This is a genomic window from Kitasatospora dryopteridis, from assembly GCF_050749075.1.
GTDB lineage: Bacteria > Actinomycetota > Actinomycetes > Streptomycetales > Streptomycetaceae > Kitasatospora.
In genome coordinates this window covers 4,490,633-4,503,848 of the sequence record NZ_CP192749.1, presented here as the reverse complement: position 1 = coordinate 4,503,848, position 13,216 = coordinate 4,490,633, and the positions used below count along the sequence as shown (strand labels likewise).

Here is a 13,216-nt window from a genome sequence, read left to right as displayed (position 1 = left end):
CTGCTCGCGGGTGGTGGCACGGGTGCGGGCGGCGGGGCGACGGCGGGCTCAGCCGGGGTCGCCGAGGGGCAGGACCGGGGGGAGCCCGTCGGGGCCGTCGTAGACCAGGGCGAGGTGCCGGCCCGGCCCGCCGCCGGCGGCCGCGAGCCTGGCTTCGTACACCGCACGCGGCAGTTGGGCGGCCGTCAGCCCGGACGCCAGCTCGCGCAGGAAGCGCGGTGCGTCCCGGCCGGCCGCGGGGCGGGGCCAGACGACGGCGGGCACGCCGACCGCGAGCGCTATGGCGCGCAGCACCGAGGTGTCCGCCGGGGACCCGCACAGCGCCACGCCGGCCACCGGCCGAGGCCTGCCGCGCTCCTGGACCGTCGGTTCCCGCCGTTCCTGGGCCAGGACGTGCCCGGTGTGGCGGACCTGCCAGCGGTAGCGCAGCTCGGGCCAGTACTCGGGACGGCGGAGCTCGGGGCAGCGGAGCACCACCTGGAAGTCCTCGCCGAGCACGCCCGGGAAGAGCTCGTCCGGCCGGTACACCCACCGGTCGACGTCCAGGTCCAGCTGGTCCCGCTGGACGAACACCTCGACGGTGGGCAGTGTGCCGGGGCTGCTGCCCCGGACGGCCTCGGCGAGCAGGTCGGCGAGCTGCTCCTGCACGACGGAGCGGGCGACGGGTGTGTCGTGGCAGATCCGGCGGCGGACGGTGCCGTCGGCGGCGCGCTCCTGGAGGATCGCGCCGAAGGCGTCCGCGGTGCCCGTCCGCCAGAGCTGGAGCTGGACGACCGGTGCCGGAACACCGCGCCCCGGCGGTGCGGCCCGCACGGCCTCGGCGGCGAGGGTGCGCTGCTCGGCGAGCGCGGCCGCCAGGCCGAGCCTGGCGGCGACCGCGTCGTTCCAGTCGCGCAGGGCGTCGGCGGCGGTGCCGGCGGCCTCCCGGGCGGCGGCCTCGACCACCCGGAGGAGGCTCGGGAGCGACCCCGGCCGCGGGCGGTAGCCCTCGAGGTGCCCGATCAGCACCGGCCAGTCGAGGTCCTCCCAGAGCGGGCCGAGCGGCAGGGCGCGGGCGGCCAGGGCGCTGGGGCGGCCGGGATGGTCGGCGAGCAGTTCCAGCAGCCGGCGGTACTCCCGTGCGGTCAGCAGTTCGTCCGGGGCGGCCAGCACGGCCCGGGCCTGGAGCAGGGCGCGGTCCTCGGGCGCGGCGACCCGGGCCGCCAGGACGGCCGTCAGCGTGGCGGTGCCGTGGCTGTCCGCCGCCGCCGTGCGGACGAACCACTCCGGATCGGGTGCCTCGCCCTCCGGCCGCTGCCGCGAGCCGAGTTCACTGAGCAGTTCGGCGGCTGCATCAAGGCGTGCGGCGGCCGTCGGGAGGATCCGCCGCACCAAATCGAGCAGATGGTCCCGGTACGGCTCCGGCGGTGTCCGGGGGCCGTCGGAGGGTGCGGTGACGGCAAGCCAGGGGAGGCGCGCGGTGATGGCCCGGGCCGGAACGGCGAAGGCCCTCTCGCCGCGGCGGCTCACCACGAGGCCGACGACCCGCTGCTGCTCGCGGTCCCACAGCGGGCTCCCGCTGAACCCCTCGACCAGGCTCTGGGAGGAGCCGGGCGTGTCGAGGACGAGCCAGCGGTCGGTGACCCCCTGGACGAGGACGGCGGCGACGCTGCTCAGGGCTCCGCTGCCGAACCAGGCGAAGGCGGACGGGCCGAGCCGGTGGTCACCCAGGCCGGGGCCGGTCGGGCCGTCCGGGACGGGATCGAGCAGGCGGAGCACGGCGAGGTCGTCGGCCCACTCCGCGTCGCCCGCAACGGCGGGTTCGCCGGTACTGCGGCGGGGAGGGAACCAGTGCTCGAGCGCCACCCGCAGCCGCCGCGGCGCCCCGCGGCCGGGCAGCGCGGCCTGCAGCCCCACGACGGCACCGTCGGCCTCGTCCGGCGGCCGCTGCTCGAAGGTCTGCCGGCCGAGCGCCAGGTTGACCACGTGCGCACAGGTGATGACGCGGTCGCCGGCCACCAGCAGACCGCCGCCGCTCGCCTTGCGGCGAGCGGCGCTGTAGAGCGCGACGTGGGCGCTCTTGACGGCCCCGTCCGGGTCGCCGCCCGGGGCGGGGAGCCAGACCGGACCGGCGGCTGCGGTCAGGGCTCGGTTCCTTCCCGGGCGGCGGCCGGGATTCCCTCGTCGGGGGCAGAGCCCTGAGCGGGCACCGCGGCGGCCGGCCCGCCCGTCCTCCAGGTGGCCCGGACGGTCAGGGCCGCCTCCGCCCCGGCGGACACGATCCCCAGCCGGAGGTCCTTGCTGAGTTTCACCCCGAACTCGACCTCGACCTCCTGGGGCGGCCGCGCCGCGGACCGGACGGCTCCGTGCACCAGGTCGAGCACACCCCCGAGCGGCTGCAGCGCGTCGCGCAGTGCCTGGCCGGTGGTCCGGGTGGCGTCCCGGAGGCGTCCCACGGCGACGACCTCCCCGGCTCCGTCGGGCAGGTCGTCGTCGTCCGCGCCGGGGCCCTGCGGCTCCAGGTCGAAGACCTCCAGCAGGACGGAAGTGCCGTCCCCCAACACCACTTCAGTGAATCCGGCCATGCCCCTCACTGTGCCACCGGCCGCCCGCCGCGGCCGGTGGTTCCGGGATTTTCCCGCCTGCCCGGAGATCGCATTGACTGATCGTCAAATACGTTCGGACGCCACGGTCCTGGCCTCCCAGGCGGTCAGGGCGGAGGTGGCCTCGGCCCGGGCGGCGGCCTCGGCCGAGCGGCCGACCGGCACGTCCAGCCAGGGCCGGACGGCACGGCGCATGCCGTCGGCGAGGCGCTCTCCGAGCCTCGTGAGCGAGCCGGAGGCGGCCAGGGTCTCGACCGCGGTGGCGGTGTGCGAGCGCCAGAGCGCGAACTGGAGCCGGGCCCGGTCGCCGGCCGCACCGGCCAGCCCGTCGTACGCCCGCACCCGGGTGCCCCAGAACTCGGTCACCGCGAGGTGCGCGTAGGTGCCCTGCAGCAGCCCTTCCAGCGGCCGGGGGTCGGGCCGCCACGGCGCGTGGTAGAGCCGCTCGTCCTCGGGGTCGAAGAGCTCGTGCCGGTCAAGCACGGCGCCCAGCTTGACGTGCTGGAACTCGTGGACGAGCAGCAGTGCCAGGATCGGCGCGGTGGCCGGGCGGGCGATGCCGACGGCACCGAAGGCCTGCCGGGCGGCGGCGCTGACGTCCCGGCCGTCCGGGCCGGGGCGCAGCGGGGTGACGGTGCCGAGGCCGGCGGCGAGGCCGGGCGCGTATCCGGGCAGGTCGCGGCCGACGAGCTCCCAGGCCTCCCGCAGGGCACCTGTCCAGCCGAGCAGCTCGTCGTCGGAGAGCCGTTCGGCGACCGGCCACTGGTGGCTGTCCCGCTGCGGGTCGGTGTCCTCCAGGGCGACCGTCCAGCCCGGCAGGGCGACCCTGCGGACGGGCTGCCAGGCCCCGCCCGCCGGGGTGTCCCACCCGACGGTCGTGCCGCGGACGGTGAAGCCCTCGGCGCTGCCGGTGAGCCGGGCCTCGCCGGCGCCGCCGACGACGAGCCTGCCGAGGGTGGGCAGATGCACGGCGCCGTCGCGGACGGGGACCGGGAGGTCGACCTCGACGCGGGCGCGCAGTGCCGCGGCGGCGGCCAGTTCGGCCAGGCCGCCGAGGTCGGCGCCGCGTTCGCCGCGCAGGCAGCGGGCCGCCCAGGCGCGTGTGTAGGGGTGGCCGAGGACGGCGTCGAGGACCTGCGGGGCACGGCCGTCCAGCTCGGCGAGCAGCTGCCAGGCGTCGGGGCGGCCGTCGGCGAGCGCGGCGACCATCCGCCGGGTGAGCCCGAGCTGGGCGGCGGCCAGGGCGTCGACGGTGGCGCGGTCCCCGTGGCCCGAGGCCAGCTGGTCGAACTGTTCGTCCGTCAGGTCCGCTTCGGTGGGCGCGGCCTGGGCGGGCACGGTGGCGGCCGGACCGATCCGGTCGCGGACGGTGGTGATGAGACGCATCAGGTCTCCACAGAAGACCGAGGGGTTGGCGAAACCGCTGCCGCCGGTGCGCCAGCGGTGGGCGTAGAGACCGCCGCCGCAGGAGCGGACGACGGGGCAGGCCCGGCACTGCTCGGCCAGTCCGGCCAGGCCGGACTGGCGTTCGCGCATGCCGGGGTGGTCGGCGACCTGGTCGAGGGTGTGCTCGAACACGGTGAAGCCGGTGGCCGGGGCGCCGTCGTAGGCGGTCTTGAGGCTGTCGGCCTGCTCGAAGCTGCCGTCGGTCTCGATGACGACGAGGTCGGCGGGGTCGAGCCCGAGGGACTCGGTGAGGCTGGAGCGGCCGCGCAGGGTGCGGTGGATCGAGTCGAAGGTCCGCACCGGCACCGGGCGGCCGTCGGCGCTCCACCGCTCGTGGATCGCCAGCAGCCAGTCGGCGTAGGGGTGCGGGCCGAGCCGCTCCGGCCGCGGCGGCGGGGTGTCCCAGGTGGCGTGCGGGAGCAGGAAGTCGATCCGCGGCGGCGCCTCGGCGAGGAGCGCCTCGTACACGGCGATCGGGTCGTTCTCGACGTCGACGGTGCAGAGCAGGCCGGCGTAGAGGTGCCGGTACTCGGGGCGGCGCAGCAGCTCCAGGGCCTTGAGGACCTTGGCGTGGCTGGAACGGCCGTCGGCGAAGCGGCGGTGCCGGTCGTTGGCGGCCAGGTCGCCGTCCAGGGAGACGCCGACCTTGATGCCGTACTCGGCGAAGAGATCGAGGAACGCGGTACTCAGGAGCACCGCGTTGGTGTGGATCCGCAGGTCGAGGGCGCAGCCGTCCGGCAGCGCCCGGTGCAGTTCCTCGGCGGCCCTGCGCAGCAGCGCCGGTCCCGCCAGCAGGGGTTCCCCGCCGTGCAGCACGACGTGCACGGCGGGCAGGGAGTGGGCCCGCGCATGGTCGCCGATCCTCGCGGCCGTGGCGGCCAGCACCTCCGTACCTGTGGCCCTGGGGAGGCCACGCCAGCTGGAATCGGCGTGCTCGTACACGTAGCAGTGGTCGCAGGCGAGATCGCAGCGACTGTGCACCTTGAGCACGAACTGGCTGAAGGGTAATGGGCGGTGTGCCATGGCGGTCGGTCGGTAGGCGGCGCGGGACCCTGGCTCAGATCGACGACTGGAAGGCGGCCACCGGAACCTGCCGGGCTGCGACATCGGGAAGCGCCCGCTCCAGCTGGGCGACCAGTTCGTCGGCATCGAGGGCGGCGAGTTCGGCGAGGGAGGCACGACCGCGTGCGGATTCGGCCCGATTGTCCGTCAGCTCGATCGTAGCCGCGGAGGAGAGAGAGGTCGGCATGATGGGCGCCTTCTGGTAAATGAAAAAGTGACCGACAGTCATGGAACGGGCCACGGGGATCGAGGCAGCCGACCGCTGTGGCACGACACTTGCGGCCACAGTACTCGCCGTGGTCTCGACCCGATGCTCAACTCACGCACGGACTGCGCCGAGAAGGTGCACGGCGGGACCCCGGCGGGGCTCCTGCGGGACCCGGCGGACGGGCTCCGCCCACCGGAGGGCGCCAAGTCCTGGCTGGTCAGGGGCCGGGCAGTTCTGCCGGATCGTTTCGGCGTGCCGGCGCGAGCGGCCGCGGAGGCCGCAGGATGCCCGCCCCGGCCGTAATCCAAACTTCACCCGTGTGGCGGTTTCCGATGGGCCGCAGGCATGTCCGCCCGGCACATGCCGGGCCGTGGGCGACGTCAGGGGCACAGACGCTCGACGCGCCAGCCGTCACTCTCCGCGACGAAGAACAGACGATCGTGGAGCCGGTTCTCCCGGCCCTGCCAGAACTCGACCGTCTCGGGCACGACGCGGTAGCCGCCCCAGAACGGGGGGACGGGGACGCCCTCGCCCTCGGGGTAGCGGGCGGCCAGGTCGGCGTAGCGCTGTTCCAGGACCTCGCGGCCGGCCACCGGGCTGGACTGCTCGCTGGCCCAGGCGCCGAGCTGGGAGCCGTGCGGGCGGGTGCGGAAGTAGGCGGCGGTCTCGTCCCGGCCGACCTTCTCGACGCGGCCGCAGACGATCACCTGCCGGGCCAGCTCGATCCACGGGAAGAGCAGCGAGGCCTGCGGGTTGACGGCGAGTTCGGCACCCTTGCGCGATCCGTAGTTGGTGAAGAAGACGAAGCCGCGGAGGTCGAACCCCTTGAGCAGGACGGTGCGGGAGCTGGGCCGGCCGGCCGCGTCCGCCGTGGAGAGCACCATCGCGTTGGGCTCGACCACGCCCGCCTCGTCCGCCTCGTGGAACCACCGGGTGAACTGGGTCACCGGGTCCGCCGCCAGATCGCCCTCCGCCAGCCCTTCGTGCTGGTAGTGCTTGCGCATGACGGTCAGGTCCGGGCCCGGCCGGGGTTCGGTCGGCGCGGTCAGGGCAGTCGGGGGTCGTTCCGCGGTAGGCACGGCAACATCATCCCGTACGACAAGCGTTGCGGGCGGCTGCGTCCCGGCAAACCGCAGGGGGAGTTAAGGTGTCCCGCCATCGCTTGGCCTGCCACAACCCCGGGAATCGTCCGGTATGAACCGGTTTTCCCCCGGGTGTCCGCCGACGGCGTCGGACACCGGAGGGTCGAGCGCTCCCATGGGGGAAACATCACCGTCGTGGTGTATGGCGCAATGCACGCCGTGCCTGCAAGGCTGACACCGAGTGCCAACCCACCCGCGGTCACCCGGCCCGCCGCACCACTCACTGCGGCCCGCCGGATCGGATCATTGAAGGAGCCGTCTGATGTCCGACTTCGTACCAGGGCTCGAAGGTGTCGTCGCCTTCGAGAGCGAGATCGCCGAACCCGACCGTGAGGGCGGCGCGCTGCGCTACCGCGGCGTGGACATCGACGACCTGGTGGGCCACGTCTCCTTCGGCCACGTGTGGGGCCTGCTGGTGGACGGCAAGTTCAACCCCGGCCTGCCCGCCGCCGAGCCGTTCCCGATCCCGGTGCACTCCGGCGACATCCGGGTCGACGTGCAGTCCGCGCTCGCCATGCTCGCCCCGGTCTGGGGCCTCAAGCCGCTGCTCGACATCTCCGCCGAGCAGGCCCGCGACGACCTCGCCCGGGCCGCCGTGATGGCGCTCTCCTACGTCGCCCAGTCGGCCCGCGGCCAGGGGCTGCCGATGGTGCCGCAGCGCGAGATCGACAAGGCCGAGACCGTCGTCGAGCGGTTCATGATCCGCTGGCGCGGCGAGCCCGACCCCCGCCACGTCAAGGCCGTCGACGCCTACTGGACGTCCGCCGCCGAGCACGGCATGAACGCCTCCACCTTCACCGCCCGCGTCATCGCCTCCACCGGCGCCGACGTCGCCGCCGCGCTCTCCGGCGCGGTCGGCGCGATGTCCGGCCCGCTGCACGGCGGTGCACCGTCCCGCGTGCTCGGCATGATCGAGGAGATCGAGCGCACCGGCGACGCCGTCGGCTACGTGAAGAAGGCGCTGGACAAGGGCGAGCGCCTGATGGGCTTCGGCCACCGCGTCTACCGCGCCGAGGACCCGCGCGCCCGCGTGCTGCGCCGCACCGCCAAGGAGCTCGGCGCCCCGCGCTTCGAGATCGCCGAGGCGCTGGAGAAGGCCGCGCTGGAGGAGCTGCACAACCGCCGCCCCGACCGCGTGCTCGCCACCAACGTGGAGTTCTGGGCCGCGATCATGCTGGACTTCGCCGAGGTCCCGGCGCACATGTTCACCTCGATGTTCACCTGCGCCCGCACCGCCGGCTGGTCAGCGCACATCCTGGAGCAGAAGCGCACCGGCCGGCTCGTGCGCCCCTCCGCGCGCTACATCGGCCCCGGCCCGCGCAGCCCGCACGACGTCGAGGGCTACGACTCGATCGCACACTGACGAATCGCCCTTCCGGGCGGGTTCGGGCATCCCCGGGCCCGCCCGGAAGGGGCGGGGATCACATCTCAGCGGGCGGACGTCCGCCCCCGTACCACCCCCCGGGGCAGTAGGCTGCCGCCGTGGCCCAGATCCAGATCCCCGCTGACATCAAGCCCGCAGACGGCCGTTTCGGCTGCGGTCCGTCCAAGGTGCGCCCCGAGGCCCTGAGTGCCCTCGCCGCCACCGGAACCTCCCTGCTGGGAACCTCCCACCGCCAGGCCCCGGTCAAGAACGTGGTCAAGCGCGTCCGCGAGGGTGTGAGCAGCCTCTTCTCCCTCCCCGAGGGCTACCAGGTGGTGCTCGGCAACGGCGGTTCCACCGCGTTCTGGGACATCGCCGCCTTCGGTCTGGTGCGCGAGAAGTCCCAGCACCTGAACTTCGGCGAGTTCTCCTCCAAGTTCGCCTCCTCGGTCAAGGCCGCCCCGTGGCTGGCCGAGCCGTCCGTGATCAAGACCGAGCCGGGCACCCACCCGCTGCCGGTCGCCGAGGCGGGCGTGGACGTCTACGCCCTGACCCACAACGAGACCTCCACCGGTGTCGCCATGCCGATCCGCCGCCCCGAGGGCGCGGACGCCGGCTCGCTGGTCCTGGTCGACGCCACCTCGGGCGCCGGCGGCCTGCCGGTCGACATCACCGAGACCGACGTCTACTACTTCGCCCCGCAGAAGTCCTTCGCCAGCGAGGGCGGCCTGTGGCTGGCCACCTTCTCCCCGGCCGCCCTGGAGCGCGCCGCCGAGATCGCCGGCTCCGGCCGCTACATCCCGCCGTTCTTCGACCTGCCGACGGCGATCGACAACTCGTCGAAGGACCAGACCTACAACACCCCGTCGATCAGCACGCTCTTCCTGCTCGCCGAGCAGCTGGACTGGCTGAACGGCAACGGCGGCCTGGAGTGGGCGGTGGCCCGCACCGCCGAGTCCTCCTCGATCCTGTACTCCTGGGCCGAGAAGTCCTCCTTCGCGCAGCCGTTCGTCGCCAAGGCCGAGGAGCGCTCGCAGGTCGTCGGCACCATCGACTTCGACGACTCGATCGACGCCGCCGCGATCGCCAAGGCGCTGCGCGCCAACGGCATCGTCGACACCGAGCCGTACCGCAAGCTGGGCCGCAACCAGCTGCGCATCGCGATGTTCCCGGCCGTCGACCCGGCGGACGTCCAGGCGCTCACCGCCTGCATCGACTACGTGGTCGAGCAGCTCTGACCGCTGCCGCAACGGGACCGAAGGGCCACCGCCGGCAGGCGGTGGCCCTTCGCCGTCCGGTGCCGGGGCCGTCCGGTGTCAGGGCTTCCGGAGCCGTCGAAGGCCGCCGGGGCCGTCCTTGGGCGCAGGTCACTTCCGGACGAGCGAGCTGACGATCACCACTACGAGCAGCAACACCAGCGCGCCGGTCACGATCCGCATGCGAGTCTTCGGGTCCACGCTTCGAGGTTAGTCGGTCGTCCGGAGCCCCTCGGTACCGGCCCGGGGCGGCAGCCCGCCGCGGTACTCCCGCTCGCGGAAGACCGACGGGGCCACCCCGACCCGGCGGGTGAAGAGCCGGGTGAAGTAGGCCGGGTCCGGGTAGCCGACCCGGCGGGCCACCGCCGCCACCGGCAGCTCCCCCGCCGCCAGCAGCAGCTTCGCCTCGCTGAGCCGCACCGCCAGCAGGTACTCCTTCGGCCCGGCCTCCCCCACGGCACGGACCGCACGCCGCAGCCCGGCCACCGTCAGCCCCGCCCGGCGGGCGTGCTCGGCGACCGGCAGCGGCAGGAAGGCGTCCCGGCGCAGCGCCTCCAGCACGGGCGCTCCGCGCGGGTCCAGGTCGGCCCGCTGCCGGTGCAGCTCGACCAGCAGCTCGTGCACCGCCGCGCCGGCCTCGGCGTCGACCAGCGGGCCGCCGCGGCGGCAGGCCCCGGCGATCCGGGCGACCACCCGCTGGGCGGAGTCGGCGGCGAGCAGCGGGACGAGGTCCTCCTGCGGCAGCAGGCCGAGCTCGGCGTAGCCGGCGAGGCCGGGGCCGGTGAAGTCGACGAAGGACTCGGACCAGCCGCCGCCGTCCGGCGCGTAGTGGTGCGGCACACCGGGCCGCAGCCACAGCACCGAGGGCGCCGCCACCGGGCGGCGGGAGCCGTCCCGGGCGGTGTACCAGCCGCTGCCGGAGGTGACCACGACCGCGACCCAGCGGTCCAGGGTGCGCGGGCCGACCACGGGCAGCCGGCCGCGCTGCATGCCGACGCCCAGGCAGGCCAGCCCGGTCGCCGCCTGGGCCGGGCCGGGTGTCAGGTAGTGCCACCAGCGCTGCACCGCTCACCTCCGGCGACGACAGTCCAACACCTCACCGGGTTTTGTCCATGGCCGGGGGCGGAGCGTTCCTGCAGGCTGGTGGGCATGCTGACCTACGACCGGGCCGGGTTCCGGCTCGACGGCCGCCCGCTGCGCATCCTGTCGGGTGCCGTGCACTACTTCCGCACCCGCCCCGAGCAGTGGCCGCAGCGGCTGGCCGCCGTCCGCGCGATGGGCCTGAACACCGTGGAGACGTACGTCCCGTGGAACCTCCACGAACCCGCGCCCGGCAGGTTCGGGCGGACGGCCGAGTTGGGCGCCTTCCTGGACGAGGCGGCACGGCAGGGGCTGTGGGCGATCGTCCGGCCCGGCCCGTACATCTGCGCCGAGTGGGACAACGGCGGGCTGCCCGGCTGGCTCACCGCCCGGGTGGGGCGGCGGGCCAGGACCTCCGACCCGGAGTACCTGGCCGCGGTGGACGCCTACTTCGACGAGGTGCTGCCGGCCGTGGTGGAACGGCAGGTGGACCGCGGCGGGAACGTGCTGATGGTGCAGGTGGAGAACGAGTACGGCTCCTTCGGCAGCGACGCGGTCTACCTGCGTCACCTCGCCGAGGGGCTGGTCCGGCGCGGGGTGACCGTCCCGCTGTTCACCTCCGACGGGCCGGAGGACCACATGCTGACCGGCGGGACGCTGCCCGGCGTGCTGGCCACCGTGAACTTCGGCTCCGCGCCCGAGGAGGCCTTCGCCGCACTGCACCGGCACCGGCCCGATGACCCGCCGTTCTGCATGGAGTTCTGGAACGGCTGGTTCGACCACTGGGGCGAGCGGCACCACACCCGCGGCGCCGCGGACGCGGCCGACACGCTGCGCCGCATCCTCGCCGCGGGCGGCTCGGTCAACCTCTACATGGCGCACGGCGGCACCAACTTCGGCACCGGCGCGGGCGCCAACCACGCCGACCCGCCGTTCAACTCGACCGGGTGGACGCACTCGCCGTACCAGCCGGCCACCACCTCCTACGACTACGACGCACCGCTGGACGAGCGGGGGGCGCCGACCGCCAAGTTCGCGCTGTTCCGCGAGGTGCTGGCGGAGTTCGCCGCCGCGCACCCCGACGAGGCGCGCTTCCTCGACGACCGGGAGCCCGCCCTGCCCAAGCTGCCGCCGGTGCTGGGGGCGGCGGTCGTGGAGCTCGCCGAGACGGCCCCGCTGCCCTTCGGGGAGGCCGTCCACGCCCCGGTGCCGCCGCTGTTCGAGGAACTCGGCCTGGAGCACGGGCTGGTCCGCTACCGCACCCGGGTGCCGGCCGGACGCCCGGAGCTCCCGCTCACCGTGGAGGGCCTGCGCGACCGGGCGGTGCTCCGGGTGGACGGCGTACGGGCGGCCGCGCTGGAGCGCGGCATCCCGCAGCCGGAAACGGCCGTACCGGGCGGGGTCACCGTGGAACTGCTGGTGGAGTCGCTCGGCCGGGTCAACTACGGCCCGCAGGTCGGCGAGACCAAGGGGCTCGACGGCGTCCGGCACGAGCGGCAGTACCTGCACGGCTGGCAGGCCGAGGCACTGCGGCTGGACCCGCTGCCGGACGCGGAGTTCGGCCCCGAGGCGGACGGGGGCGCGGCGGACGGCGAGCGCCTGGCCCGGGGGGTGCTCGTCCTGGAGTCCACCGGTGACGCCTTCCTCGCCGTACCGGGCGGCGTGCACGGCCTCCTGTGGGTGAACGGCTTCCTGCTGGGCCGGTACGACGTCAGGGGCCCGCAGACCACGCTGTACTGCCCGCAGCCGCTGCTGCGCCCGGGCCGCAACGAGATCGCCCTCCTCGAGCTCGGGGACGCCCGCCCACGCAAGGTCGAACTCCGCCCCGCCCCGGACCTGGGCTGAAGGGCGGGCAACCCCGTCAGGCCGCTTCCCAGCGGGCCAGGGGCCAGGTGCCGAGGCTGCGGTAGCGGGAGGGGCCGAAGCCGGTCTCGCTGTGCATGAGGTGTATCTCGGCGGCCTCCCACTCCAGCCCGCGGAAGCCGTCCAGGCCGGCCGCGAGGTGCTGCAGTTCGGAGGCGGCCACCCGCTGCTCGGCGCGGCGGCGGCCGCGGCTCGACCCGGCCCTGGCCAGCGTGAGGTGCGGGTGGAAGCCGTACTGGTCGGTCTCGATGCCCACGTCGCCGACGGCGCCGCGGACGGCCTCGGCGAGCCGCCGCAGCGCCCACACCTCGCCGTCCACGCCCGCCCACAGCACCCGGTCGCCGAAGGTGCCCGCGCCGGCCAGCCGCAGCCGGTGCGCGCCGTGCTCACCGGCCGTCCGGGCGAGCACCGCCTCCAGTTCGGGGACGTCGGTGACCGGTACCTCCCCGAGGAAGGCCAGGGTGAGGTGCCAGCCCTCGATGCCGCTCCAGCGCAGCCGTTCCGCGCCGGGCAGCTCCCGGACGGGGGCCGCCGCGTCGACCAGTTCCTGCACCGCCTCACTCGGCGGGTTGACCGCCACAAAGAGCCTCATGCGCCCCATCTTCCCCGCAGGCCCCCTTCCCGTGGCGGTGTTCGGCGACTAGAACCGTCCGTATGAAGATCAGAACGGGAGGCCCCGAGGACGCGGCCGACACCCTCGCCCTGCTCGACGCCGCGGTGGCCTGGCTGGCCGCCCGCGGCCGGACCGGCCAGTGGGGCGACCAGCCGTGGACGAGCCTGGGCCGCGGTGGAGCGCATCCACCGCTACGCCGGCGACCACCTGCTGCGCGCCGCCGAGGACGCCGACGGGCGCACGGTGGGCGTCTGCGTGCTCGCCGAGGAGGCCCCGGAGTACGCCACCGCGGCCGGCGAGCGGGAGCTGTACGTCCGGCTGCTGGTCACCGACCGCAGCCGGGCCGGCTCCGGGATCGGTGCGGCCCTGGTCGCGGACGCCGTCGAGGAGGCCCGCCGCCGCGGCATCGGCCTGCTGCGGGTCGACTGCTACGCGGGCGACGACGGCAAGCTGGTCGCCCAGTACGAGCGGCTGGGGTTCACCCCCACCGACGCCTTCGAGGCGGCCCAGCCGGGCGGGCCGTGGCCGGGGCAGATCCTGGCGATCCGGGTCTGACGCACGGCCCGGCCGGCCCGCACCCGCGCGGTGCGGGCCAGCCGGG

10 protein-coding genes and 1 pseudogene are annotated in these 13,216 nt (G+C 74.9%); 4 read left to right on the top strand and 7 right to left on the bottom strand.

The genetic code is table 11. From position 1 onward, the window contains the following. Positions 1-48: 48 nt before the first annotated feature. The 5 genes from ACQ614_RS20570 to pdxH form a co-directional block, all read right to left on the bottom strand. Positions 49-2,001, bottom strand: a complete 1,953-nt coding sequence (locus ACQ614_RS20570) for a trypsin-like peptidase domain-containing protein (RefSeq protein ID WP_431683974.1) — start codon at positions 1,999-2,001, stop codon at positions 49-51. Positions 2,002-2,120: 119 nt separating this feature from the next. Beyond that, the gene (locus tag ACQ614_RS20565; protein ID WP_431679967.1) at positions 2,121-2,564 is read right to left on the bottom strand and encodes a CU044_2847 family protein; all 444 of its coding nucleotides are present in this window, start codon (positions 2,562-2,564) and stop codon (positions 2,121-2,123) included. An 84-nt stretch (positions 2,565-2,648) separates the two neighbouring features. After that, positions 2,649-5,051 (bottom strand): FxsB family cyclophane-forming radical SAM/SPASM peptide maturase, encoded by a 2,403-nt coding sequence (locus tag ACQ614_RS20560; RefSeq protein ID WP_431679966.1) that lies wholly within the window; start codon positions 5,049-5,051, stop codon positions 2,649-2,651. A gap of 34 nt (positions 5,052-5,085) precedes the next feature. Next, positions 5,086-5,277, bottom strand: coding sequence for an FxSxx-COOH cyclophane-containing RiPP peptide (gene fxsA / locus ACQ614_RS20555; protein WP_431679965.1), 192 nt, complete (start codon positions 5,275-5,277; stop codon positions 5,086-5,088). Positions 5,278-5,678: 401 nt separating this feature from the next. Then, positions 5,679-6,302 (bottom strand): pyridoxamine 5'-phosphate oxidase, encoded by a 624-nt coding sequence (pdxH, locus tag ACQ614_RS20550; RefSeq protein ID WP_363488863.1) that lies wholly within the window; start codon positions 6,300-6,302, stop codon positions 5,679-5,681. A 400-nt stretch (positions 6,303-6,702) separates the two neighbouring features. Between pdxH and ACQ614_RS20545 the strand changes: the two genes are divergently transcribed. Together ACQ614_RS20545 and serC are read left to right on the top strand one after the other, a co-directional pair. After that, positions 6,703-7,803: a citrate synthase 2 gene (locus ACQ614_RS20545; protein WP_431679964.1), complete on the top strand. Its 1,101-nt coding sequence runs from the start codon at positions 6,703-6,705 to the stop codon at positions 7,801-7,803. Positions 7,804-7,922: 119 nt separating this feature from the next. Beyond that, a complete protein-coding gene (serC, locus tag ACQ614_RS20540; protein WP_431679963.1) occupies positions 7,923-9,041 on the top strand; it encodes a phosphoserine transaminase in 1,119 nt (372 codons plus the stop codon). A gap of 228 nt (positions 9,042-9,269) precedes the next feature. On the opposite strand, the gene ACQ614_RS20535 is transcribed toward serC, so the two are convergent. Continuing rightward, entirely contained in the window at positions 9,270-10,124 is an 855-nt protein-coding gene (locus ACQ614_RS20535) for an AraC family transcriptional regulator (protein ID WP_431679962.1), read from the bottom strand. Between the two features lie 84 nt (positions 10,125-10,208). Between ACQ614_RS20535 and ACQ614_RS20530 the strand changes: the two genes are divergently transcribed. Beyond that, positions 10,209-11,984: a glycoside hydrolase family 35 protein gene (locus tag ACQ614_RS20530; RefSeq protein WP_431679961.1), complete on the top strand. Its 1,776-nt coding sequence runs from the start codon at positions 10,209-10,211 to the stop codon at positions 11,982-11,984. 16 nt (positions 11,985-12,000) lie between these two features. Here ACQ614_RS20530 and thpR read toward each other — a convergent pair whose 3' ends face one another. Then, positions 12,001-12,594 (bottom strand): RNA 2',3'-cyclic phosphodiesterase, encoded by a 594-nt coding sequence (gene thpR, locus ACQ614_RS20525; protein WP_431679960.1) that lies wholly within the window; start codon positions 12,592-12,594, stop codon positions 12,001-12,003. A 62-nt stretch (positions 12,595-12,656) separates the two neighbouring features. Here thpR and ACQ614_RS20520 point away from each other — a divergent pair. Further along, a pseudogene (locus ACQ614_RS20520) lies at positions 12,657-13,170 on the top strand (GNAT family N-acetyltransferase). Positions 13,171-13,216: the final 46 nt, after the last annotated feature.

Coding starts and splice junctions, on each gene's coding strand:
- thpR (WP_431679960.1), bottom strand. CDS start 12,594: ATGAGGCTCTTTGTGGCGGTCAACCCGCCGAGTGAGGCGGTGCAGGAA.
- ACQ614_RS20545 (WP_431679964.1), top strand. CDS start 6,703: ATGTCCGACTTCGTACCAGGGCTCGAAGGTGTCGTCGCCTTCGAGAGC.
- ACQ614_RS20560 (WP_431679966.1), bottom strand. CDS start 5,051: ATGGCACACCGCCCATTACCCTTCAGCCAGTTCGTGCTCAAGGTGCAC.
- ACQ614_RS20565 (WP_431679967.1), bottom strand. CDS start 2,564: ATGGCCGGATTCACTGAAGTGGTGTTGGGGGACGGCACTTCCGTCCTG.
- ACQ614_RS20530 (WP_431679961.1), top strand. CDS start 10,209: ATGCTGACCTACGACCGGGCCGGGTTCCGGCTCGACGGCCGCCCGCTG.
- fxsA (WP_431679965.1), bottom strand. CDS start 5,277: ATGCCGACCTCTCTCTCCTCCGCGGCTACGATCGAGCTGACGGACAAT.
- pdxH (WP_363488863.1), bottom strand. CDS start 6,302: ATGCGCAAGCACTACCAGCACGAAGGGCTGGCGGAGGGCGATCTGGCG.